This window comes from Salmonella sp. SAL00672 (assembly GCF_046552175.1).
Taxonomy (GTDB): domain Bacteria; phylum Pseudomonadota; class Gammaproteobacteria; order Enterobacterales; family Enterobacteriaceae; genus Salmonella; species Salmonella enterica.
Genome location: NZ_JBGDUQ010000002.1, coordinates 339,724 through 365,661, shown reverse-complemented (window position 1 = coordinate 365,661; position 25,938 = coordinate 339,724). Strand labels below are relative to the sequence as shown.

Annotated in this window: 24 protein-coding genes and 1 other RNA gene; 7 read left to right on the top strand and 18 right to left on the bottom strand. The window is 53.3% G+C overall.

Annotated elements, in window-relative coordinates:
* Positions 1–4 precede the first annotated feature (4 nt).
* The 4 genes from prfB to xerD all read right to left on the bottom strand — a co-directional run bounded on the left by prfB (position 5) and on the right by xerD (position 4,580).
* A protein-coding gene (gene prfB / locus ACLJTG_RS07560) for a peptide chain release factor 2 (RefSeq protein WP_010989230.1) occupies positions 5–1,103 on the bottom strand; the annotation gives its coding sequence in 2 pieces (ribosomal slippage) (positions 5–1,027 and positions 1,029–1,103; 1,098 coding nt in all).
* Between the two features lie 104 nt (positions 1,104–1,207).
* Positions 1,208–2,941, bottom strand: coding sequence for a single-stranded-DNA-specific exonuclease RecJ (recJ, locus tag ACLJTG_RS07555; protein ID WP_023181521.1), 1,734 nt, complete (start codon positions 2,939–2,941; stop codon positions 1,208–1,210).
* Positions 2,942–2,946: 5 nt separating this feature from the next.
* The gene (dsbC, locus tag ACLJTG_RS07550; protein WP_000745622.1) at positions 2,947–3,660 is read right to left on the bottom strand and encodes a bifunctional protein-disulfide isomerase/oxidoreductase DsbC; all 714 of its coding nucleotides are present in this window, start codon (positions 3,658–3,660) and stop codon (positions 2,947–2,949) included.
* Positions 3,661–3,683: 23 nt separating this feature from the next.
* Positions 3,684–4,580, bottom strand: a complete 897-nt coding sequence (gene xerD / locus ACLJTG_RS07545) for a site-specific tyrosine recombinase XerD (protein ID WP_000434302.1) — start codon at positions 4,578–4,580, stop codon at positions 3,684–3,686.
* Positions 4,581–4,692: 112 nt separating this feature from the next.
* Here xerD and fldB point away from each other — a divergent pair, with 112 nt between their 5' ends.
* The gene (fldB, locus tag ACLJTG_RS07540; protein ID WP_001055885.1) at positions 4,693–5,214 is read left to right on the top strand and encodes a flavodoxin FldB; all 522 of its coding nucleotides are present in this window, start codon (positions 4,693–4,695) and stop codon (positions 5,212–5,214) included.
* A 52-nt stretch (positions 5,215–5,266) separates the two neighbouring features.
* On the opposite strand, the gene ACLJTG_RS07535 is transcribed toward fldB, so the two are convergent.
* Positions 5,267–5,680 carry a protein YgfX gene (locus ACLJTG_RS07535; protein WP_000244756.1) on the bottom strand — a complete coding sequence of 138 codons (414 nt, stop codon included), beginning with the start codon at positions 5,678–5,680 and terminating at the stop codon, positions 5,267–5,269.
* On the bottom strand, positions 5,661–5,927 hold the full coding sequence (gene sdhE, locus ACLJTG_RS07530) for an FAD assembly factor SdhE (RefSeq protein ID WP_000351186.1): 267 nt from the start codon (positions 5,925–5,927) through the stop codon (positions 5,661–5,663). Before sdhE ends, ACLJTG_RS07535 begins: the two co-directional genes overlap by 20 nt.
* 249 nt (positions 5,928–6,176) lie before the next feature.
* Between sdhE and ygfZ the strand changes: the two genes are divergently transcribed.
* Positions 6,177–7,157, top strand: coding sequence for a tRNA-modifying protein YgfZ (gene ygfZ / locus ACLJTG_RS07525; RefSeq protein ID WP_000874175.1), 981 nt, complete (start codon positions 6,177–6,179; stop codon positions 7,155–7,157).
* Between the two features lie 115 nt (positions 7,158–7,272).
* On the opposite strand, the gene trhA is transcribed toward ygfZ, so the two are convergent.
* A complete protein-coding gene (trhA, locus tag ACLJTG_RS07520; RefSeq protein WP_000250289.1) occupies positions 7,273–7,932 on the bottom strand; it encodes a PAQR family membrane homeostasis protein TrhA in 660 nt (219 codons plus the stop codon).
* 161 nt (positions 7,933–8,093) lie between these two features.
* Positions 8,094–8,408 (bottom strand): N(4)-acetylcytidine aminohydrolase, encoded by a 315-nt coding sequence (yqfB, locus tag ACLJTG_RS07515; protein ID WP_001182977.1) that lies wholly within the window; start codon positions 8,406–8,408, stop codon positions 8,094–8,096.
* A gap of 158 nt (positions 8,409–8,566) precedes the next feature.
* Here yqfB and bglA point away from each other — a divergent pair, with 158 nt between their 5' ends.
* Positions 8,567–10,000, top strand: a complete 1,434-nt coding sequence (bglA, locus tag ACLJTG_RS07510; RefSeq protein ID WP_001230141.1) for a 6-phospho-beta-glucosidase BglA — start codon at positions 8,567–8,569, stop codon at positions 9,998–10,000.
* 47 nt (positions 10,001–10,047) lie between these two features.
* On the opposite strand, the gene ACLJTG_RS07505 is transcribed toward bglA, so the two are convergent.
* The 8 genes from ACLJTG_RS07505 to ACLJTG_RS07470 form a co-directional block, all read right to left on the bottom strand.
* Complete coding sequence (locus ACLJTG_RS07505; protein WP_000819375.1) at positions 10,048–10,941, bottom strand: transporter; 894 nt, start codon at positions 10,939–10,941, stop codon at positions 10,048–10,050.
* Positions 10,942–11,396: 455 nt separating this feature from the next.
* Positions 11,397–14,270, bottom strand: coding sequence for an aminomethyl-transferring glycine dehydrogenase (gcvP, locus tag ACLJTG_RS07500; protein WP_000194964.1), 2,874 nt, complete (start codon positions 14,268–14,270; stop codon positions 11,397–11,399).
* Between the two features lie 162 nt (positions 14,271–14,432).
* Positions 14,433–14,822, bottom strand: a complete 390-nt coding sequence (gene gcvH, locus ACLJTG_RS07495) for a glycine cleavage system protein GcvH (protein WP_000073211.1) — start codon at positions 14,820–14,822, stop codon at positions 14,433–14,435.
* A 25-nt stretch (positions 14,823–14,847) separates the two neighbouring features.
* Positions 14,848–15,942, bottom strand: a complete 1,095-nt coding sequence (gcvT, locus tag ACLJTG_RS07490; RefSeq protein WP_021000760.1) for a glycine cleavage system aminomethyltransferase GcvT — start codon at positions 15,940–15,942, stop codon at positions 14,848–14,850.
* Between the two features lie 454 nt (positions 15,943–16,396).
* Positions 16,397–17,599, bottom strand: a complete 1,203-nt coding sequence (ubiI, locus tag ACLJTG_RS07485; RefSeq protein WP_001192144.1) for an FAD-dependent 2-octaprenylphenol hydroxylase — start codon at positions 17,597–17,599, stop codon at positions 16,397–16,399.
* A gap of 124 nt (positions 17,600–17,723) precedes the next feature.
* Entirely contained in the window at positions 17,724–18,902 is a 1,179-nt protein-coding gene (gene ubiH / locus ACLJTG_RS07480) for a 2-octaprenyl-6-methoxyphenyl hydroxylase (RefSeq protein ID WP_198898179.1), read from the bottom strand.
* Complete coding sequence (gene pepP, locus ACLJTG_RS07475) at positions 18,899–20,215, bottom strand: Xaa-Pro aminopeptidase (RefSeq protein ID WP_000193682.1); 1,317 nt, start codon at positions 20,213–20,215, stop codon at positions 18,899–18,901. The genes ubiH and pepP overlap by 4 nt, the downstream gene beginning before the upstream one ends.
* Positions 20,216–20,240: 25 nt before the next feature.
* Complete coding sequence (locus ACLJTG_RS07470; protein WP_000027236.1) at positions 20,241–20,819, bottom strand: YecA family protein; 579 nt, start codon at positions 20,817–20,819, stop codon at positions 20,241–20,243.
* Positions 20,820–20,985: 166 nt separating this feature from the next.
* Here ACLJTG_RS07470 and zapA point away from each other — a divergent pair, with 166 nt between their 5' ends.
* From zapA to ACLJTG_RS07455, 3 genes are all read left to right on the top strand, one after another.
* Positions 20,986–21,315, top strand: a complete 330-nt coding sequence (gene zapA / locus ACLJTG_RS07465; RefSeq protein ID WP_001276011.1) for a cell division protein ZapA — start codon at positions 20,986–20,988, stop codon at positions 21,313–21,315.
* Between the two features lie 41 nt (positions 21,316–21,356).
* Positions 21,357–21,540, top strand: a non-coding RNA gene (gene ssrS / locus ACLJTG_RS07460) — 6S RNA.
* A 20-nt stretch (positions 21,541–21,560) separates the two neighbouring features.
* Positions 21,561–22,157, top strand: a complete 597-nt coding sequence (locus ACLJTG_RS07455; protein WP_001520956.1) for a 5-formyltetrahydrofolate cyclo-ligase — start codon at positions 21,561–21,563, stop codon at positions 22,155–22,157.
* 380 nt (positions 22,158–22,537) lie between these two features.
* On the opposite strand, the gene serA is transcribed toward ACLJTG_RS07455, so the two are convergent.
* A complete protein-coding gene (serA, locus tag ACLJTG_RS07450) occupies positions 22,538–23,770 on the bottom strand; it encodes a phosphoglycerate dehydrogenase (RefSeq protein WP_001151627.1) in 1,233 nt (410 codons plus the stop codon).
* Positions 23,771–24,036: 266 nt separating this feature from the next.
* Positions 24,037–24,696, bottom strand: coding sequence for a ribose-5-phosphate isomerase RpiA (gene rpiA / locus ACLJTG_RS07445; protein WP_000189741.1), 660 nt, complete (start codon positions 24,694–24,696; stop codon positions 24,037–24,039).
* A 153-nt stretch (positions 24,697–24,849) separates the two neighbouring features.
* On the opposite strand from rpiA, the gene argP reads away from it, so the two are divergent.
* On the top strand, positions 24,850–25,743 hold the full coding sequence (argP, locus tag ACLJTG_RS07440; RefSeq protein ID WP_000828348.1) for a DNA-binding transcriptional regulator ArgP: 894 nt from the start codon (positions 24,850–24,852) through the stop codon (positions 25,741–25,743).
* Positions 25,744–25,938 lie beyond the last annotated feature (195 nt).

Here is a 25,938-nt window from a genome sequence, read left to right as displayed (position 1 = left end):
TTCCTCATAGCCCTGCTTTCAAACTTGCTTCGATAAATTGATCCAGACTACCGTCCAGTACCGCCTGTGTATTGCGGGTTTCCACCCCAGTACGCAGGTCTTTAATGCGGGAATCGTCCAGGACATAGGAACGAATCTGGCTTCCCCAGCCGATATCGGACTTAGTGTCTTCCATCGCCTGTTTTTCAGCGTTCTTTTTCTGCATCTCCAGTTCATAAAGCTTCGCTTTCATCTGCTTCATGGCCTGGTCTTTGTTTTTGTGCTGCGAACGGTCGTTCTGGCACTGCGTCACGATCCCGGTGGGAATATGGGTGATACGCACGGCGGATTCCGTACGGTTAACGTGCTGACCGCCTGCGCCAGACGCGCGATAGACGTCGATACGCAGATCCGCCGGGTTAATGTCGATATCGATATCGTCGTCCACTTCCGGATACACAAATGCGGAGCTAAACGAGGTATGACGGCGACCGCCGGAGTCGAACGGGCTTTTACGCACCAGACGATGTACGCCGGTTTCAGTGCGCAGCCAGCCATAGGCATATTCGCCGGAGATTTTGATAGTCGCGGACTTAATGCCGGCGACTTCCCCTTCCGACTCTTCAATGACTTCTGTCTTGAAGCCGCGCGCTTCCGCCCAACGCAGATACATACGCAGCAACATGCTGGCCCAGTCCTGCGCTTCAGTACCACCGGAACCGGCCTGAATATCGAGATAGCAATCGGCGCTATCGTACTCGCCGGAGAACATCCGACGGAATTCCAACTGCGCCAGCTTCTCTTCCAGCGTATTCAGTTCCGCGACGGCTTCGTTAAACGTCTCTTCGTCGTCAGCTTCTACCGCCAGTTCCAGCAGCCCGGAAACGTCGTCCAGCCCCTGAGTCATTTGATCAAGCGTATCGACGATCGCTTCGAGCGATGAACGCTCTTTTCCCAGCGCCTGCGCACGCTCAGGTTCGTTCCAGACATCCGGCTGTTCCAGCTCGGCGTTTACTTCTTCCAGACGCTCTTTCTTAGCATCGTAGTCAAAGATACCCCCTAAGAACGTTGGTGCGTTCCGTGAGGTCCTGAATGCGGTTATTCACCGGGTTAATTTCAAACATGGTCTGATTTCTTTTATTTGACTTGTCAAAATGCAGTTATAAGGGCGAAATATTAGCGGATTTCGCCCCTTAATTACAGCGAAAGTGTTGTTAAATCGCCCCGATCATAGCGGCCAAATATCATCGATAATAATCTGTAAACTACGGTTGCCGCGAAACTCGTTAATGTCCAGTTTATAAGCCAGTTCTACCTCCCGCACGCCGTTATCCGGCCAACAGGTCGTATCAATATTAAATGCGATGCCATCCAACAGCGGGCCGCCGCCGACAGGCTCCACCATCACCTTGAGGTGACGCTCGCCCACCAGACGCTGCTGTAGCAGACGGAAACGACCATCGAATAACGGTTCCGGGAACATTTGCCCCCACGGTCCGGCATCCCGCAACAGTTGCGCCACTTCCATAGACATCTCCGCCGCGCTTAATGGACCATCGGAGATCACCTCGCCTTGCAACAGGGCAGGATCGAGCCATTCCGTCACCAGCTCGCCAAAACGTTGCTGAAACTGCTCGAATTTATGCTCTTCCAGCGACAATCCCGCCGCCATCGCATGGCCGCCGAACTTGATCATCAGATCAGGGTAAAGGGTATCCAGCCGTTCCAGCGCATCGCGCATATGCAGCCCCTGAATCGATCGGCCTGAGCCTTTTAGAGTGCCGTCGCCCGCAGGCGCAAAGGCGATTACCGGGCGGTGAAAACGCTCTTTAATGCGCGACGCCAGAATTCCGACCACGCCCTGATGCCATTCAGGATGGTACATCGCCAGACCGCCCGGAAGCGTTTCACTACTGCGCTCAAGCTTTTCGCACAGGATAAGCGCTTCCGCCTGCATCCCCTGCTCTATTTCTTTGCGCGTCTGGTTAAGCGCATCCAGCTCGCTGGCCAGAACACGCGCTTCGCCGAGGTTGTCGCACAACAGTAACGCCACGCCAACGGACATATCGTCCAGCCTGCCGGCGGCATTCAGGCGAGGCCCCAACGCGAAGCCCAAATCACTGGCGGCAAGCTGCTGCGGATCGCGATTCGATATCTCCAGCAACGCTTTAATTCCCGGACGGCATTTCCCGGCACGAATACGACTTAGCCCTTGCCAGGTCAGAATACGGTTGTTGGCGTCCAGCGGCACAACGTCTGCTACCGTACCCAACGCCACTAAATCCAGCAGCTCCGCCAGATTCGGCGGCGCGATGTTGCGCTCGTCGAACCATCCTTTGTCGCGCAAAAATGTTCGCAACGCCAGCATCAGGTAAAACGCCACGCCGACGCCCGCCAGCGACTTAGACGGGAATTCGCAGTCGCGCAGATTAGGATTAATAATCGCTTCGGCCTCCGGCAACGTGTCGCCAGGCAGGTGGTGATCGGTCACGATCACCGGAATCCCCAACGTCTTTGCATGCGCTACGCCGGCGTGGGATGAGATGCCGTTGTCTACGGTGACGATAAGCTGCGCGCCGCGCGCCTTCGCCTGATCGACCACTTCCGGGCTTAAACCGTAGCCGTCCTCAAAGCGATTAGGCACCAGATAACTGATGTTGTCACATCCCAACGCACGCATTCCCAATACGCTTAGCGCAGTACTGGTCGCGCCGTCGGCGTCAAAATCGCCAACAACAATAATGCGGGTACCTTCGCGAAAGGCGTTGTAGAGGATCTCCACCGCGTTATCTATGCCGCTAAGCTGTTGCCAGGGCAGCATTCCTTTCACGCTGCGCTCCAGTTCGCGGGCGCTACGAACGCCCCGGCTGGCATATAGACGTCGTAGTAATGGAGGAAGATCGGCGGGGAGTTCCGCCGTCTCATCAGCCTCGCGCCGACGAAGTTGTCTCTGTTGTTTCACGCGTATTATTTACCACTGGTCTGTTTTTGATGCTCATCAAGAAACGCTTTCATCTCTTTCGGTCCCTGATAGCCAGGCACCACATAGCCGTTACTCAATACAATGGCTGGCGTACCGCTAACGCCCAACTGCACGCCCAACGCATAATGATCAGCAATGTTCACGTCACAGCTTGCCGGTTTCACGCCCTTACCTGCCATGGCGTCATCAAACGCTTTGTTTTTGTCTTTGGCGCACCAGATAGATTTCATATCCTGCTCCGCCTGGCTTTCCAGCCCCTGGCGCGGGAAGGCCAGATAACGAACCGTGATCCCCAGCGCGTTATAATCTTTCATCTCTTCATGTAGCTTATGACAATAGCCGCAGGTGATATCGGTAAAAACAGTAATGACATGTTTCTCATCCGGCGCTTTATAGACGATCATCTCTTTTTCCAGCGCATTTAGCTGGCTCATCAGCAGTTTGTTCGTCACGTTTACCGGATGCGCGCCGCTCACGTCATACATCGGCCCTTGAATAATATGTTTGCCGTCATCAGTGACGTACAGTACGCCGCTGTGAGTGAGGACGGTTTTCATCCCTGCCACTGGCGAGGCCCGAATTTCCGTACTCTGAACGCCCAGCTTAGCCAGCGACTGACGGATAGCCGCATCATCCGCATGGGCCACGCCTGAAAACGCCGCCGCCAGTAAAGTGAACATCATAAAACGCTTTTTCATAAACTATCCTTTCCTGTCAGCACTCATGCCCGCGGATGGTGCTGTTGATGAAGTTGACGCAAACGCTCCGTTGCGACATGCGTATAAATTTGTGTCGTCGAAAGATCGCTATGCCCAAGTAGCATTTGTACAACGCGCAAGTCGGCGCCGTGATTCAGCAAATGCGTGGCGAAAGCGTGACGTAAAACATGCGGCGATAGTTTTTCGCTATCGATTCCAGCCAGTACCGCATAATGTTTAATACGGTGCCAGAAGGTCTGTCGCGTCATCTGCTGCGCACGCTGGCTGGGAAATAATACGTCAATCGATACGCCATTGAGTAACCAGGGACGCCCATGCTCCAGATACGTTTCCAGCCAATATACCGCCTCTTCGCCTAACGGCACCAACCGCTCTTTATTGCCTTTACCGATAACCCGCACCACGCCCTGCCGCAGACTGATATCGCTCATTGTCAGCCCCACCAGTTCCGACACGCGCAAACCGGTGGCATACAGCACTTCCAACATAGCTTTATCGCGCAACTCCAAAGGTTGATCAATAAGCGGCGCCTGCAAGAGCCGTTCAACCTGCGCCTCGCTAAGGTCTTTCGGTAAACGCTGCGGAAGCTTAGGCGAGGCCAACTGCGCGCTCGGATCATCCTCACGATACTTTTCACGGTACAGATGCTGGAAGAAGCGCCGCATAGCGCTTAACAGGCGTGCGGAACTGGTCGCTTTGTATCCGCCCTCCACCCGTTCAGCCAGCAGCGTTTGTAAATCATCAGCCTGCGCCGTCGCAAGCGTTTTTCCGCGATGATGCAACCACGCAACGACCATCGATAAATCGCGACGATACGCGCTTAATGTATTTTCCGCCAGATTTCGTTCCAGCCACAGGGCATCCAGAAACTGCTCAATACGCGCTAAATCCTGTTCCATTCGCGCTCCCCACTTCACGCTGACTTTTGGTGCATTATGCCTCATTGTGCCGTGAATGCAGCGATTCTGTTACACTACCCGCAACGCTATAGCAGAATCGAGATGTAACGTAATGAACATGGGTCTTTTTTACGGTTCCAGCACGTGCTACACCGAGATGGCCGCAGAGAAAATTCGCGATATTCTCGGCCCGGAGCTGGTGACATTACATAACCTCAAGGATGACGCCCCCGCCTTAATGGAGCAGTACGACGTGCTCATTTTAGGCATCCCCACCTGGGATTTTGGTGAAATTCAGGAGGACTGGGAAGCCGTCTGGGAGCAACTGGACGATCTCAATCTGGAAGGCAAAATCGTTGCGCTTTACGGTATGGGCGACCAGCTCGGCTACGGTGAGTGGTTCCTGGATGCGCTGGGTATGTTGCATGACAAACTTGCCCTCAAAGGCGTTAAATTTGTCGGCTACTGGCCCACAGAAGGCTACGAATTTACCAGCAATAAACCGGTCATTGCGGATGGGCAACTGTTTGTCGGCCTGGCGCTGGATGAAACGAACCAGTACGATCTCAGCGATGAGCGTATACAGACCTGGTGTGAACAAATTCTCGGCGAAATGGCCGAACACTACGCCTGAAGCCTTACTCGCTGTATTTCCCTCTCGACGGAACCGCGTTTATGCCGTTCCGTCAGTGTTGGCCTGATATCGGCTGCTGTAACAGTATCCGACGCAACTCACGCCATTCCGCTTCTTCCATGCTATCCGCCGCCAGCCATAAATGCTGATGACGTCCAGACTCTGCGCGTAAACGCAACACCATCCCGCTCTTCAGTAACCAGGGCGGACGCAAGAGCGTCCAGTCCTGCCCCTGCCAGCGTAAGCGCCCGTCCATGAGTAGCTTGATCTCTCCCTGGCAGGTATTAATCCTGCGCTGGCTACGTACACAGTCAAACACGACCAGCGACAGTAGTATCATCCATAACGGGGTATAACTCAGCGGCCAGGGCATTAATAAAATCACCGCGGCAACCAGCCCATGAATGAGCAATGAGATCCACTGAGCGCGCCATGAGACGCGTAAATCAGATTGCCACAGGACCACGTTCCCGATTCCGTGTCTGAATGAGTCGGACCATCTGTTCCAGTTCAGCGTCAGCCGGTTTACCGTGATTCATTAACCAGTTAAATAAATCCGGGTCATCACTCTGCAACAAACGGACAAAAATACGCTTTTCTTCATCACTTAAACTATCGTACTCATGTTCAAAAAACGGCATGATGGAAATATCAAGTTCGCGCATACCGCGACGACATGCCCAGTGAATACGTGCTTTATTGTGAATATCCATGTTCTTCCTGCCTCGCGAAAATGAAGTACCGGGCTATTGTAACGTGTTTTTGGCGTTGTTTTACGGGAATCTCAGTAATCTGGAACGCGATCGCGAAATAAAAGGCTGGGAATCAATATGTTCATCCATTTTGGATACCGCCTCGCAAAACGATCAATCCGCTCTCAATGGGCTATTTAAAGCACTTGCAATGACCGATGGCTCTTTTACCATTAACCATTATTGTTGCAGCTAACCAGGACATTATTTATGGCTTTTATCTCCTTTCCACCGCGTCATCCTTCATCGTCAGCCCGCCTGCCGCTGACGCTGATCGCGCTTGACGACTGGGCGCTGTCGACCATTACCGGCGTAGACAGTGAAAAGTATATTCAGGGCCAGGTCACCGCTGACGTAAGCCAGATGACTGAACAGCAACACCTTCTCGCCGCCCACTGCGATGCTAAAGGTAAGATGTGGAGCACTCTGCGCCTGTTCCGTGAGCGCGACGGTTTCGCCTGGATTGAACGCCGTAGCGTGCGTGAAGCACAATTAACGGAGCTGAAAAAGTACGCCGTATTTTCCAAAGTGGTCATCGCGCCAGATGACGAACGCGTATTGCTTGGCGTGGCCGGTTTTCAGGCCCGCGCGGCGCTGGCTAATGTCTTTAGCGAACTGCCCAATAGCGAAAATCAGGTGGTCAGAGACGGCGCCTCCACGCTGCTATGGTTTGAACATCCTGCGGAACGATTCCTGCTTGTCACCGATGTCGCGACGGCCAACATGTTAACGGAGAAGTTGCATGGCGAAGCCGAACTGAATAACAGCCAACAGTGGCTGGCATTGGATATTGAAGCAGGCATTCCGGTGATTGACGCGGCGAACAGCGGTCAGTTTATCCCCCAGGCGACTAACCTACAGGCGCTGGGCGGCATCAGCTTCAAGAAAGGCTGCTACACCGGACAGGAGATGGTCGCACGGGCAAAATTCCGCGGCGCCAATAAACGCGCGCTTTGGTTGCTGGCGGGCAAAGCCAGCCGGGTACCGGAAGCAGGAGAAGATCTGGAGCTACAGATGGGCGAGAACTGGCGTCGTACCGGCGCTATTCTGGCGGCGGCGCAGTTAGACGACGGTCAGTTACTGGTTCAGGCCGTCATGAATAACGATTTAGAAGCCGAAAGCGTCTTCCGCGTTCGCGACGATGCCAACACCCTGCATATCGTCCCGCTGCCCTACTCGCTGGAAGAGTGATATCACGTTAAAAGCCGGATAGCCTGATAGCGCAACGCCATCAGGCTCGCACGTGCTGTTCTCGTAGGCCGGATAAGGTACGACAGCGCCGCCATCCGGCACGGGCATCCGGGAATTACGCCTGTCCCACATACAAATAGATGGCCAGGAAGTGGCACACGCTGCCGCCCAGCACAAAGCCATGCCAGATGGCGTGGTTATAAGGTATGCGTTTGCAAACATAGAAAATTACGCCCAGCGAGTAAACGACGCCACCTACCGCCAGCAGCGTCACGCCGCCTATCGCCAGCTTAATCGCCAACTGATAAACCACTATCAGCGACAGCCAGCCCATTGCCAGATACGTAACCAGTGAAAGCACTTTAAATCGGTGCGCAATCGTCAACTTGAAGAGGATACCGAATAGCGCCAGGCTCCAGATCACAATCATTAGTCCGCGCGCCAGCGGCGAATCCAGACCTACCAGCAGAAATGGCGTATAGGTTCCGGCAATGAGCAGATAGATAGCGCAGTGATCAAATTTCTTTAACCAGATTTTTGCCCGCTGATGAGGAATGGCATGATAAAGCGTTGAGGCAAGAAAAAGCAGGATCATGCTCCCGCCATATAAACTGTAGCTGGCGATAGCCGTCATACCCGCATTCGCCTCTACCGCCTGAACCAACAACAGCACCAGGCCGACAATACCAAATACCAATCCAATGCCGTGGCTAATACTGTTGGCGATTTCCTCAGCCAGCGAATATCCCTGCGTCATTAATGGTTTTTGCACCATAACTTACTCCGGAGAAACGTTCATAACGATGAACTGCGCCTCTAGCGTAACTGAGAATGGTTCCAGTGAACACATGTTAGCTAAAAATAAATTCGCAAAATTAAATTTTGCTTATTATTCAATAAGTTAATTACAAAAACTCAACTAACACGCGTTCATATTTATCGAAGGCATTTAAAATCAATCACATAAAATTGCGTCTGGTTGGGATAGATTTCAGCAATGACCCGTTTCAGCTCATCAAGCGACATATTTTCCTGTTGCGCATGTTTTTCGTTCAGCGTATCCAGCGTCACAGTTGACGTTCCTGTCACTTCGATTGTGCAAAAATAGCCATCATCTTCGAACCGCCCCACGCGTAGCACATCGCCTGCTTTAAAGTGGGACTCGGAGGCATCACGAATAGTGATGGTTTTACGCCCTGCCAGAATGTCATTCTGGAAACGTTGAAAGAAAGTAATGTCATTTGGCTGCATGTGGTTATCCCCCTGAATATGACCCCTTGAAGTGGATGTTACGATCTGAATGTGTTCTTGCCCCGACACGCGAGCACCCTGGAATTTTGCGTACGCTTTACATGTCATTTGGTGCAGAATGAATGATAACAGACTAAATAAATTGAGATTATGCAACAATGAGAAAACTCACCTTGCCAAAAGATTTTTTATGGGGCGGCGCGGTTGCTGCACACCAGGTTGAAGGCGGCTGGAATAAAGACGGTAAAGGCCCCAGCATCTGCGACGTGCTAACCGGCGGCGCACACGGCGTGCCACGCGAAATCACCCAGAATGTCGTTGCTGGCAAATACTATCCGAACCACGAGGCGGTGGATTTTTACGGACATTACAAAGAAGACATCCGTCTTTTCGCCGAAATGGGGTTCAAATGCTTCCGTACCTCTATTGCCTGGACGCGTATCTTCCCGAATGGCGACGAATCCCAGCCAAACGAGGCCGGTCTGAAATTCTACGACGACATGTTTGATGAGTTACTCAAATACAACATCGAACCGGTCATTACCCTTTCTCACTTTGAAATGCCATTACATCTGGTACAGCACTACGGCGGCTGGACCAATCGTAAGGTCGTTGATTTCTTTGTCCGTTTTGCTGAAGTCGTGTTTGAACGCTACAAACATAAGGTCAAATACTGGATGACCTTCAACGAAATTAACAACCAGCGAAACTGGCGCGCGCCGCTGTTTGGCTACTGCTGTTCCGGCGTGGTGTATACCGAGCATGAGAATCCAGAAGAAACCATGTATCAGGTCTTACATCATCAGTTTGTCGCCAGCGCGCTGGCGGTAAAAGCGGCACGTCGCATTAACCCGCAGATGAAAGTGGGTTGTATGCTGGCGATGGTCGCGCTGTATCCTTTCTCCTGTAAACCAGAAGATGTGATGTTTGCTCAGGAGTCGATGCGTGAACGCTACGTCTTTACCGATGTGCAGCTGCGCGGCTATTACCCGTCCTATGTGTTGAACGAGTGGGAGCGCCGCGGATTTAACATCAAAATGGAAGATGGCGATCTTGAAGTGCTGCGCGAAGGCACCTGCGATTATCTTGGTTTCAGTTATTACATGACCAACGCGGTCAAAGCCGAAGGCGGTAGCGGCGATGCGATTTCCGGTTTTGAAGGCAGCGTACCGAACCCCTATGTTAAAGCATCTGACTGGGGCTGGCAGATTGACCCGGTGGGCCTGCGTTATTCATTGTGTGAACTGTACGAACGCTATCAAAAGCCGCTGTTTATTGTCGAAAACGGTTTTGGTGCTTACGACAAAGTAGAAGAAGATGGCAGCATCAACGACGACTACCGAATTGACTACCTGCGCGCCCATATTGAAGAGATGAAAAAAGCGGTGACTTACGATGGTGTCGACCTGATGGGCTACACGCCGTGGGGCTGCATCGACTGCGTGTCGTTCACCACCGGTCAGTACAGCAAGCGCTACGGCTTCATCTACGTGAACAAGCACGATGACGGTACGGGCGATATGTCGCGTTCGCGTAAGAAGAGCTTCAACTGGTACAAAGAGGTGATTGCCAGCAACGGCGAGAAGCTTTAACTCCTGCACGTTACCCGCCAGTCGGCGGGTAACACTTTGAACGAGTCTTACCAGGTCTTACCTATTTTAAATTCCCAGCGTACATCTTCCATTTTGGTTGGCGACTTCGCTTCCTGCATTACCGGGAAGAAGGCTCCGGCACCAAACCATAATTTCAGTGAATCGACGGCAATATTAAATGACGGACCAACAACCCATTCGGTAGTTCCAGAATGGTTATTAATTACGCTGCCATTAGACAGTTTTTTCGTTCCAGAGGCATTATTGCTGTAGGCACTTTCCAGACCAAGATCCAGCGGTAAATCGCTAAACATATACCGCACCTGGGTATTCCACTGGAATTCGTTACCTCGTTTCACGTCCTGGTTACCGCGCTCAAATGGTCCCTGATAGACAAAACCCATATCCCCTTTAATGTTAGGAGTAAATAATTTTGTTAAAGTGAGTGTTACTCTTCCTCCCCAGGCGCTATTCCCAGGCAAATGATTATCTCCATCTTGCCCGGTGGGTAGTAATACTGCCCCACCTACCGTAACCCAAAACGGATCACCTCTTCGCTGGCTCATTAAAGCATAATTGACCCCCACCGATTGGTCGCCCATTCCCTCTATGTGCTCAGGAGACAGATTGTCTCGTTTGTTATTGATATAGGAACCCACTGTTGATAATTCCAGTCTGTCGGTCAAACCGTAACGAATCTTCAATAACCATATCTGGGAGTAAACATCCGGACTTCCGTGCCCCTCGATTTGATGATCTTTATCGCGAAATGAGCTATTCACGGCGGTTAATAACTTTCCTTCCGGCAATACTGAACCACCAGAAATAGCGGTATTAACTGGTGCACCTAATAGATTACTGGGATTATTTTCTCCGTTAGCTGCCATTGCATTCATTAATAGAAAATATGTCATTAATGGCAGAAATATAAATCGTTTCATTATTCCCTCCAGGTATAAAAAACAAAGCGCTAAGTTAATAAATATTTACGTTATTTATGCTTATTTTTAATTTATAATTTAAATTAATAACTTGATGAATTTAATATACGGAAATTTTTGTAACTATATTGAGAGGTAAATAACGATTCCGGAGAGAAACTATTTGTAACTACATGTAAATATACTGTGTTGTTTTGATTAAATAACAGCAAGGTAAAAATGATGCACAATGAATCATTAGGCTCTAAAAAACCGGTAATTTAATTCTGGCTAATACACTGATACAAACGCCAGGTTGCCTGACAGGAGCCAACGATTTACTGTAATATATTGAATTAGTAACAATTTGTAGCCTGAATAAGGCACTCACACTGCATCCGACATAAACAAAGCGCATTTTATTAACAAGCTGAAAAGGCGCCGAAGCGCCTTTAGAAAACAGTCGAATCAGTAAATTACTGGTAGTCGCTAATCGGTACGCAGGAGCAGAACAGGTTGCGGTCGCCATAAACATCATCCAGACGTTTCACCGTCGGCCAGTATTTGTCTGCCACGCCTGCCGGGAATACGGCAACTTCACGGCTGTACGGATGCGCCCACTCGGCGACCAGTTCGCTCTGAATGTGCGGCGCGTTCACCAGCGGGTTATCTTCCAGCGGCCAGACACCCGCTTTCACCTGGTCAATCTCTGCGCGAATAGCCAGCATCGCATCGATAAAGCGATCCAGCTCAGCCTTACCTTCAGATTCCGTCGGCTCTACCATCAGCGTGCCCGCCACCGGGAACGACATGGTTGGCGCGTGGAAACCGTAGTCGATCAGACGCTTGGCAATATCCAGCTCGCTGATGCCGGTTTCTTCTTTCAATGGGCGAATATCAAGAATACATTCGTGCGCCACTCGGCCATCGCGACCAGTATACAGTACCGGGTACGCGTCTTTCAGACGGCTGGCAATGTAGTTAGCGTTAAGAATCGCGACCTGACTTGCCTGCTTCAGGCCTTCTGCGCCCATCATGCGGATGTACATCCAGCTGATTGGCAGGATAGAGGCACTACCGAACGGCGCCGCAGAAACCGCGCCCTGACGGGTTAACATGCCTTCGATTTGCACCACGCTATGACCCGGTACGAACGGTGCCAGATGCGCTTTCACGCCGATCGGTCCCATGCCTGGGCCGCCGCCGCCGTGCGGAATGCAGAAAGTTTTATGCAGGTTAAGATGCGAAACGTCCGCGCCAATAAAACCCGGTGAGGTAATGCCGACCTGGGCGTTCATGTTCGCGCCGTCAAGGTAAACCTGACCGCCGAACTGGTGCACAACTTCACACACTTCACGGATCGTTTCTTCATACACGCCGTGGGTGGACGGATAGGTCACCATGATGCAAGAGAGGTTCGCAGCATGTTGTTCTGCTTTGGCCCGCAGATCGTCCAGGTCGATGTTGCCGTTCTTATCACAGGCGACTACCACCACCTGCATTCCTGCCATATGTGCAGAAGCAGGGTTAGTGCCGTGAGCAGAGGCCGGAATCAGGCAGATATCGCGATGCCCTTCGTTGCGGCTTTCGTGATAGTGACGAATCGCCAGCAGCCCCGCGTATTCCCCCTGTGCGCCGGAGTTAGGCTGCATACAGACGGCGTCGTACCCGGTGAGTTTCACCAACCAGTCAGAAAGCTGGCTAATCATCTGATGATATCCTTCGGCCTGTTCCGGCGGGCAGAACGGATGCAGTTCAGCGAATTCCGGCCAGGTGATAGGGATCATCTCGGCGGCGGCGTTCAGCTTCATTGTGCAGGAACCCAGCGGGATCATCGCCTGATTCAGCGCCAGATCTTTACGCTCCAGCGAGTGCATATAGCGCATCATCTCGGTTTCGCTGTGGTAACGGTTAAATACCGGATGCGTCAGAATCGCATCGTCACGCAGCATACTTTGCTGAATGGAACGGCTATCAAGCGCCACGTCTTTATCCAGTGTTTCAATGTTCAGACCGTGGCTGTCGCCCAGCAAAACATTGAACAACTGCGCCACATTCTCACGGGTGGTGGTTTCATCAAGGGTAATACCCACCGCGTTATGAATATCGCTGCGCAGATTGATCTCTGCCGCTTCCGCACGCGCCAGTACCGCAGCTTTATCAGCTACTTCCACACACAGCGTGTCAAAGTAGTGCGCATGACGCAGCTTTAAGCCTTTCTGTTGCAGACCTGCCGCCAGAATATCGGTCAGGCGGTGGATACGATTCGCAATGCGTTTCAGTCCAACCGGTCCATGATAAACGGCATACAGACTGGCGATGTTAGCCAGCAGTACCTGCGAGGTACAAATGTTGGAGTTCGCTTTCTCACGGCGGATATGCTGCTCGCGAGTCTGCATCGCCATGCGCAGTGCGGTATTGCCCGCCGCATCTTTTGAGACGCCGATAATACGGCCTGGCATGGAGCGTTTAAATTCGTCTTTGGCGGCAAAGAACGCCGCATGCGGGCCACCGTACCCCATCGGTACGCCGAAGCGTTGCGCAGAGCCGAAAACAATGTCCGCGCCCTGTTTACCCGGCGCGGTAAGCAGCACCAGCGCCATAAAGTCGGCGGCGACGCTGACAATCACTTTACGGGCTTTGAGTTCGCTAATCAGCGCGCTGTAATCGTGAATTTCGCCCGTGGAGCCAACCTGCTGCAACAGCACGCCAAACACATCCTGGTGATCCAGTGCTTTCGCCGCGTCATCCACAATGACGTCAAAGCCAAAGGTTTCGGCGCGAGTACGCACGACGTCCAGAGTTTGCGGATGGACATCAGAGGCGACAAAGAACCGGTTGGCATTTTTCAGTTTGCTGACGCGCTTTGCCATCGCCATCGCTTCAGCGGCGGCGGTCGCTTCATCCAGCAGCGAGGCGGAAGCCATGTCCAGCCCTGTCAGGTCCAGCGTCACCTGTTGGAAGTTGAGCAGCGCTTCCAGACGCCCCTGAGAGACTTCCGGCTGATAAGGAGTGTAGGCGGTGTACCAGCCTGGATTTTCCAGCATGTTGCGCAGGATAACCGGCGGTAGCTGCACGGCGGTGTAGCCCATGCCAATGTACGACGTGAAGCGCTTGTTACGCCCGGCGATGGCTTTTAATTCCGCCAGTGCGGCATATTCGGTTGCCGCCTCTCCAACCTGCGGCGGAGTCGCGAGCTGAATGTCTTTCGGCACAATCTGACCTGTCAGCGCGTTTAACGACTCGGCGCCAACCGCATTCAGCATCTCTTGTTGCTGTGCGGCGTCCGGTCCGATGTGGCGTTCAATGAAAGCGCCGCGGTTTTCAAGCTGGCTTAACGTCTGTGTCATGGGCGATGGTTCCTGAAACGTGCAGTGAATCGTGATTGTCTCTAACTCAATTGCCCGGTGGCGCTGACGCTTACCGGGCCTACGCGTGCGAAAACGAATACGCAAAATCATTCGCGTTGCAGTGAGTAGGCCGGATAAGCATTAGCGCCATCCGGCACAACATTATTCGTCTTCTAACAATGCCTCATACGCGGTGGCATCCAGCAGCGATTCAAGTTCGCTTTCATCGCTGGCTTTGATTTTAAAGATCCAGCCACCGGTATACGGTTCGCTGTTCACCAGCTCCGGGGAGTCGCTCAGCGCATCGTTTACCGCCACGATCTCGCCGCTTACCGGCGCATAAATGTCGGACGCCGCTTTTACGGACTCCGCCACGGCGCAGTCGTCGCCCGCGCTTACGGTCGCGCCGACTTCCGGCAGATCAACAAAAACCATATCGCCCAACAGCTCCTGAGCGTGTTCAGTAATGCCAACGGTGTAAGTGCCATCCGCTTCTTTACGCAGCCATTCGTGTTCTTTGCTGTATTTCAGTTCTGCGGGTACGTTGCTCATCAATTAATCTCCAAAAAAGGATGAATCACGCGACGGCTTTGCCGTTACGCACAAAAACAGGTTTAGTCACTTTTACCGGCATTTCACGGTTACGAATTTGTACAATCGCCGTCTCGCCGATGCCCGCCGGAACGCGCGCCAGCGCAATGCTGTAGCCCAACGTTGGGGAAAACGTCCCGCTGGTGATAATGCCTTCTTGCTGATTGCCCTGCGCATCGGTAAAACGCACCGGCAGTTCATTACGCAATACGCCTTTCTCGGTCATCACCAGACCGACAAGCTGCTCATGGCCTTTTTCACGCTGCATCTCCAGCGCCTCACGGCCAATAAAGTCGCGGTCAGCAGGTTCCCAGGCGATAGTCCATCCCATATTAGCCGCCAGCGGAGAGATACCTTCATCCATCTCCTGACCGTACAGGTTCATGCCTGCTTCCAGACGCAGCGTGTCGCGCGCGCCAAGACCGCACGGCTTCACGCCCGCCTCCACCAGCGCACGCCAGAAATCCGCCGCTTTTTCATTCGGCATGGCGATTTCATAGCCCGCTTCGCCGGTATAACCGGTGGTGGCGATAAACAAATCGCCCGCCTGAACGCCGAAGAACGGCTTCATACCTTCTACTGCATGGCGCTGTTGGTCAGTAAACAGAGTCGCCGCTTTTTCCTGCGCATTCGGCCCCTGTACCGCAATCAGCGACAGGTCGTCACGAACGATGATGTCGATGGCATAAGGTTCAGCGTGTTGGGTAATCCAGGAGAGGTCTTTTTCGCGGGTGGCGGAGTTAACAACGAGACGGAAGAAATCTTCAGTGAAGTAGTAGACGATAAGGTCATCAATCACGCCGCCCGATGCGTTAAGCATACCGGAGTAGAGGGCTTTACCCGTCTTCGTTAGCTTCGCGACGTCGTTTGCCAGCAGATAACGTAGAAACTCTCGTGTACGGCTGCCATGAAGATCGACAATGGTCATATGCGATACATCAAACATCCCGGCATCGGTGCGCACAGCGTGGTGTTCATCAAGCTGAGAGCCGTAATGCAGGGGCATCATCCAGCCATGAAAATCGACCATGCGGGCGCCGCATAGCGTGTGTTGTTCGTACAAAGGCGTCTGTTGGGCCATCTTTTCCTCGTTGAATTAGCGGGGGCTAACAACCATTTTCATGGGAAATCTTCGCCACGAAACCTGGCATCGACGCCCTTTTTCCTGCGCCGACGCAAACGTTCTCTTGCTCCTGAACTTACCACCGAACCAGGCGCTAAACCATAAGGCTGAATTTACCATCACATTAGCTTATGACTAAAAAACGCCAAAACCCCATCAGCACAAAAAACCACTATTACGCTAAATAACCTCCATAAAAATGAAGCTGATACGATTTATCACAACATAAATTAATATTAAATGTGGAAAAAATGTCGAAAATCTCGTTCGCAAAAAATAGTGGCATTAGAAAATATAATGCGAAATAAGCGGTGAAATTAGATTATTTCAAACGAGGAAAGCCCCCCGGCGCGATAGCCGGGAAAGCAAAGTGTGACGGGTTTCAAACTCTTGCTGGCGTGCAGTCAGACGCTTAACGAAGCCATTGCGGAAGGTCGTTTAGCCCCATTGCCTGGCGAAGCAGTTGGGGTTTGACGCCGGGGAGCGTGTCCGCCAGTTTCAGTCCGATGTCGCGCAGCAATTTTTTTGCCGGGTTTTCGCCGGCAAACAGGTCACGAAAACCTTGCATCCCGGCAAGCATCATCGCCGCGCTATGTTTACGGCTACGCTCATAACGACGGAGATAAAGATGTTGGCCAATGTCTTTGCCCTGGCGCTGAAGCCGGCGCAGATCGTCCACCAGTTCGGCCGCGTCCATAAAGCCGAGGTTGACGCCTTGCCCTGCCAGCGGATGGATGGTGTGCGCGGCATCGCCGACCAACGCCAGACGATGCGCGGCAAACTGGCGAGCATAGCGGCCCGTCAGCGGAAAAACCTGCCGTTCGCTTTCCAGGCGGCATAAGCCCAGCCGATTATCGAAGGCGATAGTCAACGCCTGGTTAAACGCCTCGTCGCCGCTCTGTTGCATACGCTCCGCATCCTGCGGAGAAAGCGACCAGACAATGGAACACAGATGCGGATCGCTTAACGGCAAAAACGCCAGAATACCTTCACCATGAAACACCTGGCGAGCAACCGCGCCGTGCGGCTCTTCGGTGCGGATAGTCGCTACCAGCGCATGGTGACGGTAGTCCCAGAAAGTTAAGGGAATATCCGCTTTGTTACGCAGCCAGGAGTTGGCGCCATCCGCGGCAATCACCAGACGCGCGGTTAACATCGCGCCGTCTTTTAAAGTCAGGAAGGCGTCGTTCTCCCCCCAGGCAACCTGCTGTAACTCCGCTGGCGCCATTAAGGTGATATCCGCCGCTTGCTGCGCTTTTTGCCACAATGCGTAGTGAATGACGCTGTTTTCAACAATATGCCCCAGATGGCTATATCCCATGCTTGCGTCATCAAACGTAATACGGCCAAAGCTGTCTTTATCCCAGACTTCCATACCGTGGTAGCAACTTGCCCGTCGCGCCACAATGTTTGACCATACGCCAAGACGGGTAAGCAGTTTTTCGCTGGCGGCATTAATCGCCGACACCCGAAGCTGAGGCGGCGCATCGTTCGCCAACGGCTGGGGGACAACGTGATCCAGTACCGCAACGCGCAAACCGCTCCCCTGCAAGCCGCAGGCGACAGCCAGTCCCACCATGCCTCCGCCAACTATTGCTACATCAACACTTTGCACTATTTACTCCTGGAAACCGGAACAATCAAACCGTAGGCCGGATAAGGCGAAGCTGCCATCCGGTATTTTTACGAACACGATGCCGGATGGCGGCATAAATGCCTTATCCGGCCTACAGATCGGCTTAACGCGCAACCCAACCTAAGGTCCGCTGTGCCAGCGCATCGCGCGCAGGCGGTAATAACTCCATCGCCATTAAACCGATATTGCGCCCAATAACCAGCGGCGCCCAACGATTTGCAAACACATGGACCAGACCGTTCGTTACGCCAATCGTCGTATCCCGGTCAACCTGACGACGCTGCTGATAGCGCGATAATACGTGCCAGGCGCCAATATCCTCGCCCGCGTCCTGTGCCGCGACCAGCGTTTCCGCCAGGCTCATGACATCGCGCAGACCGAGATTAAACCCTTGTCCGGCGATAGGATGCAACGTCTGCGCCGCATTGCCGACCACGACAGTCCGGTGAGTAAACACTTTCGCCGCCGTAGTCAGAGCAAGCGGATACGCGCTGCGCTTACCCGCCTGAGTAATTCGCCCCAGCCGCCAGCCGAACGCGGCCTGCAACGCATGACAAAACTGCGCATCGGACCAGCTCAGCACCTCATCGCGCTGGTCGAGCGGGTGACACCAAACCAGCGAACATCGGCCATGCGACATCGGCAACATCGCCAGCGGGCCATTGGGGGTAAAACGTTCAAAGGCGCGTCCCTGATGCGGGATAGCGGTCGCGACATTCGCTATTACCGCTAACTGTTCGTAAGGCTCCTGACGCCAGTCAACGCCGCAGGCTGACGCGAGCGCGGAGTGGGTACCGTTAGCCGCCACCAGCACGCTGCCAGCTATCACATTGCCGTTTTCCAGAGTGACGTTAACCTGCTGTTGGGTACGCGACACGCTGGCTACGCGCTCCGGGCAGTGCAGCGTAACGCCTGGCGCTTTACGCAAGAGCGCAAACAGACGCAGCCCGATATCATGCAGCTCCGCAACGTGCCCCAACGCTGCCAGACTGTAGTCCTGCGCGTCGAGAGTCACAAATCCGGCATGGCCGCGATCGCTGACGTGTACGGTGTTGATTGCCGTTGCGCAATCGGAAATCGCCTGCCAGACGCCAATTCGCGCCAGTTGCTGACAAGTGCCCGCCGCCAGCGCAATCGCTCTGGCGTCAAAGCCGGGATGACCGTCGGCTTCAGGCGCTTTCGCTTCAATCAGGTGTACCGGCAACGTCCCATGACAGAACTGAGAGATGGCCAGCGCCAGCGTCGCGCCTGCCATGCCGCCGCCAACGATAATGACGCTCATTGCTGCCGCGCCGCCGCCATTAATGCCTCAATGTCATCCGCCTTCTTCACAACGCCAGCGGTCAGGTTTTCATTACCGGTTTCGGTAATGACAATGTCATCTTCAATTCGAACGCCAATGCCGCGATACGCTTCCGGCACGTCGGCATCCGGCGCGATATAGAGGCCTGGCTCTACGGTCAGCACCATGCCCGGCTCCAGGGTACGGGAGCGATCCGGCCCATAAACGCCGACATCATGAACATCCAGCCCCAGCCAGTGGCTCAAGCCATGCATAAAGAAAGGACGATGCGCATTTTCGGCAATCAGTTGATCAACCTCTCCTTGCAAAATCCCCAGCTTCACCAGCCCGGTTATCATGATGCGCACGACTTCGCCGGTCACCTCCTGAATAGAGGTACCAGGACGGAACAGTCGCAGGCTGGTCTCCAGCGATTCCAGAACGATGTCATAAATTTCACGCTGGGCTGGCGTAAATTTCCCGTTCACCGGGAAAGTACGCGTGATGTCGCCCGCGTAACCTTTATATTCACAACCTGCGTCGATAAGCACTAAATCGCCGTCGCGCATTTCACTTTCGTTTTCAGTGTAATGCAGGATACAGCCATTTTCGCCGCTGCCGACAATGGTGTTATAGGAGGGATAGCGCGCGCCGTGGCGATTAAATTCGTGGTGAATTTCTCCTTCCAGCTGATACTCAAACATCCCCGGACGGCATTTTTCCATCGCGCGGATATGCGCCAGCGCGCTAATTTCCCCGGCGCGGCGCAGGACAGCAATCTCTTCCGGCGATTTGAACAGGCGCATCTCATGGACGATCGGTCGCCAGTCAGTCATGGTGGCCGGCGCGGTCAGATTCTGGCGGGAGCCTTTACGCAGCTTCTCCAGCGCAGCCAGAACAATCTCGTCGGCATACGCATATTCGCCCTGCGCGTGGTACACCACATCCAGACCATTAAGCAACTGAAAGAGTTGCTGGTTGATTTCGCTAAACGCCAGCGCCCGGTCAACGCCCAGTTTTTCCGGTGCGGCATCCTGTCCTAAACGGCGACCAAACCAGATTTCCGCAGTCAGGTCGCGAACGCGGTTGAACAAAACGCTGTGGTTGTGGGTGTCATCACTCTTAATCAGTACCAGCACGGCTTCCGGTTCGTTAAAACCGGTGAAATACCAGAAGTCGCTACTCTGGCGATACGGATATTCACTGTCTGCGCTGCGCGTCGCCTCCGGCGCGGCAAAGATCAGCGCGGCGCTGCCGGGCTGCATTTGCGCCAGTAATGCCTGGCGACGGCGTTGGTATTCCTGCTGAGTCATGACATGGCCTCCATTTCGTTTTTTCTTAGTGTAGCGTCGGTTTACGCACTTCCGGCGCGGTCGGCTGTTGGCGCGTGAAAGTGTCATGACATAACAGCGCCGCAACACGGACATATTCGATGATCTCTTCGAGCGACATCTCCAGCTCTTCCTGATCTTCGCTCTCATCATAACCAAGCTGCGCAATATTACGCAGGTCGTCAATCGCTTCACCCGTTTCGCCGGTGACTTTATCAAGTTTAGGCTGCGTTACGCCGAGGCCAAGCAAAAAGTGGTTAACCCACCCGGCTAAGGCATCTGCGCGATCGAATACGCTGACATCGTCGCCTTCAGGCAGATAAAGCTGAAAAAGAAAGCCGTCGTCTTCCAGCGCGTCGCTGGTCGCCGCGTGCATTTTGCGCAGCGCCTGAGCAAGCTCATGCCCGAAGGCCAGACCTTCGTTCGTCAGGTCGTGCAGCAGCGGCTGCCATGAGCTGTCGTTGTTGCCGCCGCAAATCATCCCGCTGATTAAACCATGCATTTCAGCCGGGGTCAGACCGGCCCCTTGTTGATTCAAAAACCGGTTCATTTCGTTGTAACCAGGCATTTCGTTCTGTATAGACATAAGCATTCGTCATCAAAGGGAGGATATTCATGATATGCTACCACTTTGGACCCTGGTGAACCAGAAAAGGGCTTGTATCTTCACACCAGGGTAGCTATAGTGTCGCCCCTTCGCGGACCCTGGGTCTGGAGACGAAGGCAGCGCAGTCAATCAGCAGGAAGGTGGCATGTCTGCACAACCCGTCGATATCCAAATATTTGGCCGTTCACTGCGAGTGAATTGCCCGCCTGACCAAAGGGATGCGTTGAATCAGGCTGCGGACGATCTGAATCAGCGGTTGCAAGATCTGAAAGTTCGCACTAGAGTCACAAATACTGAGCAGTTGGTTTTCATTGCCGCATTGAATATCAGCTATGAGTTAACTCAGGAAAAAGCGAAGACCCGCGATTACGCGGCGAGCATGGAACAACGTATTCGGATGCTACAACAGACCATCGAACAGGCGTTGCTTGATCAAGGTCGCATAACCGAAAAAACGGGCCAAAACTTTGAATAACACTTTTCGCTTTACTATGGTAAAGTGATTGTGAAAACAGAATTTCTCTGAGATGTTTGCAAGCGGGCCAGTCCCCTGAGCCGATATTTCATACCACAAGAATGTGGCGCTCCGCGGTTGGTGAGCATGCTCGGTTCGTCCGAGAAGCCTTAAAACTGTGACGACACATTCACCTTGAACCAAGGGTTCAAGGGTTACAGCCTGCGGCGGCATCTCGGAGATTCCCCTTCTGACTGGCGACAGCCATGACGCAACTTCCCGAACTCTCTTTATCACGACAAGAAATCCGCCGGATGATTCGGCAACGTCGCCGTGCGCTAACGCCAGAGCAGCAACGCCGTTTTGGTCAACAGGCCGCCGCCCGAATGCTCAGCTTTCCTCCCGTCGTGATGGCGCACACTGTCGCCGTGTTTCTCTCCTTTGATGGCGAACTCGACACCCAGCCGCTGATTGAACAGCTATGGCGAGCGGGCAAGCGCGTCTACCTTCCGGTTCTTCATCCCTTCAGCCCTGGCAACCTCCTGTTCCTGCACTATTATCCGCAGAGTGTGCTGGTGACCAACCGCTTAAAGATTCAGGAGCCACGGCTTGATGTCCGCGACGTATTGCCGCTGGCAAAGCTGGATGTGCTGGTAACGCCGTTAGTCGCGTTTGACGAAGACGGGCAGCGCCTGGGGATGGGCGGCGGATTTTATGACCGTACGTTGCAAAACTGGCAGCAGCATAAGATCCTACCTGTGGGCTACGCGCATGATTGCCAGTTAGTGGAAAAGTTGCCGGTTAAAGAGTGGGATATCCCGCTGCCTGCGGTGGTAACGCCATCCAAAATTTGGGAGTGGTAGCCGTGTTTTGCCGATTGACAGCGTCGCTTTTTTGACCTAAATTTCTCGGTGAAGGGTGAGGGAGGCGAACCTCCCTCCTGCGTACTCACTGTTAATATGCTGGGCAAGCGATGATTAACAGGATCAGCAGCATGATGACGTATCTCATCATCGTCCCTTTCCTTTTTAGAGCCCCTGCCTCGGTAGGGGCTTTCCCGTTTCAGCGCTATGCTGAGCCCTTATCGTAAATTCCTTTTATTGCTGTACAACACGCAACGCTGCCTTTAATTACCAATTGCGGCAAGGCTCGAAAACAGAATGTATGCGTTACACGAAGAGATGTTGAGGCAGGGAAACCAGAGAAAGGATGGGCAGGTCATCTCCTGCCCATTTAGCGGAAATTAGTACAGCAGACGGGCGCGAATGGTGCCCGGAATCGCCTTCATCGCCAGCAGCGCTTTCTCCGCCACATCGCCATCGGCTTCTATATCAATTACCACATACCCCATTCGGGCGGAGGTTTGCAGATACTGTGCGGCAATGTTAACGCCCTGCTCGGCAAAGATCTGGTTAAGCGCGGTCAATACGCCCGGGCGGTTTTCGTGGATGTGCATCAGGCGACGACCGCCGTGCAGCGGCAGCGACACTTCCGGGAAGTTCACGGCGGACAGCGTCGAGCCGTTATCCGAGTACTTAATCAGTTTTCCTGCGACTTCCAGACCGATGTTTTCTTGCGCCTCCTGCGTCGAGCCGCCGATATGCGGCGTCAGGATCACGTTATCGAATTCGCACAGCGGAGAGGTAAACGGATCGCTATTAGTGGCCGGTTCCGTCGGGAAGACGTCGATAGCCGCCCCCGCCAGATGTTTCGTCGCCAGCGCGTCGCACAAAGCCGGGATATCCACTACCGTACCGCGCGCGGCGTTAATCAGCAGCGAACCCGGCTTCATCAGGGCAATCTCTTTTGCGCCCATCATGTTTTTGGTGGAGGCGTTTTCAGGTACGTGCAGACTGACCACATCGCTCATATTCAGCAGTTCAGACAGGTGCTGCACCTGAGTCGCGTTACCAAGCGGCAGTTTATTTTCAATATCATAGAAATAGACATGCATCCCCAGCGATTCCGCCAGAATGCCCAACTGCGTTCCGATATGGCCGTAACCGATAATGCCAAGCTTTTTACCGCGCGCTTCGAACGATCCCGCCGCCAGTTTATTCCATACGCCGCGGTGCGCTTTGGCGTTCGCTTCCGGCACGCCGCGCAGCAGCAGCAATAGCTCGCCAATCACCAGCTCCGCCACGGAACGGGTATTCGAGAATGGCGCGTTAAAGACCGGAATACCGCGTTTTGCCGCCGCATTTAAATCCACCTGGTTGGTGCCGATGCAAAAACAGCCAATCGCCACCAGCTTCTCTGCGGCGTTAATCACTTCTTCTGTCAGATGAGTACGGGATCGCAGACCGATGAAGTGGGCATCGCGGATGGACGCTTTCAACTGTTCAGCGTCCAGCGCACCCTTGTGATATTCAATGTTGGTGTAACCTGCCGCACGAAGGCTTTCCAGCGCCTTTTGATGCACCCCTTCAACCAGCAGAAATTTAATTTTATCTTTCTCCAGCGATACCTTTGCCATTTCCCCGATCCTGTCTTTTTTTGCCATCTGATGTTGTGTGTGGATTTGCATCCGTCCTTCAACATATCAAAAAAAATTATCACGGCAATATGAACGTTTGCGCCAGCGTCGTGAAGGAATCGCATACAGCGGGAAATAGCAGATGAAAATACCGGGAATAACTTTTTCTTTGGAGGGATCGGCAGGGCAAACGATTAAACGTGATACATGTCACCAAATTTGCCCTGACCGAATTTTTTACGCGGCAGGAAATACGCCTGGCGGGATCATTTTACGATGGTTTTCACCCCGTCCGGCGTGCCGATCAGTGCGACATCGGCGCCACGGTTGGCGAACAACCCTACGGTCACGACGCCCGGAATCGCGTTAATGGCGTTTTCCAGCGCGATGGGATCAAGGATTTCCATACCATAAACATCCAGAATCACGTTGCCGTTATCCGTGACCACGTTCTGACGGTACTCCGGACGCCCGCCCAGCTTCACCAGTTGACGAGCGACCGCGCTGCGCGCCATCGGAATCACTTCGACCGGCAACGGGAATTTGCCAAGAATATCCACCTGTTTAGAGGCATCCGCAATACAGATAAATTTCTCCGCCACGGAAGCAATAATTTTCTCACGGGTTAATGCCGCGCCGCCGCCTTTGATCATCTGCATATGACCGTTGATTTCGTCCGCGCCATCGACATAGATACCCAGGCTATCCACTTCGTTGAGATCAAACACATGAATACCGAGGCCTTTGAGTTTTTCAGTCGAGGCGTCCGAGCTGGAGACCGCGCCTTCAATCTGGCCTTTCATTGTGCCCAGCGCATCAATAAAGTGTGCGGCCGTTGAGCCTGTACCAACGCCCACAATGGTGCCGGGCTGTACATACTGAAGTGCCGCCCATCCTACCGCTTTTTTCAGTTCATCCTGCGTCATAGATCGTTTCGCCTGTGGTGTGAAAATACAGCCGCATTATAGAACATTGTCGGGAAAAATCTCCGTGTCCGTACACAGGCTACGGATTTCATCTGTACCGACGGCAAATTTATGTCATAGTGCGGAAAAAAATAACAGGAGCATGACACAACAATGAAACGTCCGGACTACAGAACACTACAGGCGCTGGATGCCGTTATACGTGAACGAGGATTCGAGCGCGCCGCCCAGAAGCTGTGCATCACGCAATCCGCCGTCTCACAGCGCATAAAACAGCTTGAGAATATGTTCGGACAACCTTTGTTGGTGCGTACCGTTCCTCCTCGCCCCACGGAGCAAGGGCAAAAATTACTGGCTCTGCTGCGTCAGGTTGAACTGCTGGAAGAAGAGTGGCTGGGCGATGAACAAACCGGCTCTACACCGCTGCTGCTGTCGCTGGCGGTTAACGCCGATAGTCTGGCGACCTGGCTGCTTCCGGCGCTGGCGCCGGTGCTGGCGGACTCCCCTATCCGTCTCAATTTACAGGTGGAAGATGAAACGCGCACGCAAGAACGTCTGCGGCGCGGCGAGGTGGTGGGCGCGGTGAGTATTCAGCATCAGGCGCTGCCCAGTTGCCTGGTAGACAAACTGGGCGCGCTCGACTATCTGTTTGTCGCGTCAAGGCCGTTTGCCGAGCGCTATTTCCCCAATGGCGTTACCCGGTCGTCGCTGCTGAAAGCGCCCGCCGTCGCGTTCGACCATCTGGATGATATGCATCAGGCCTTTTTGCAACAGAATTTCGATCTACCGCCCGGCAGCGTGCCGTGCCATATCGTTAATTCATCCGAAGCATTTGTACAGCTTGCGCGTCAGGGCACGACCTGCTGCATGATCCCTCACCTGCAGATTGAGAAAGAGCTGGAAAGCGGCGAGTTGATCAACTTAACGCCTGGTTTGCTACAGCGCCGGATGCTTTACTGGCACCGCTTTGCCCCGGAAAGCCGGATGATGCGCAAAGTGACCGACGCGCTGCTGGAGTACGGGCACAAGGTGCTGCGTCAGGATTAGCCTCTCTATGAATGCCGGATGGCGGCGTGAACGTCTTATCCGGCCTGCATGACCCATTATTCCCTCGTCACTTCTTTGAAGTTCATCACAAAATCATTGCGTTCAGGCGGCAAAAAACGACGCGCCATTGGCTATTTTTTGCTGGCGACAAGGCGATTCAAAACGCTCACCGTATTAGCAAATCTTCATTTCAAT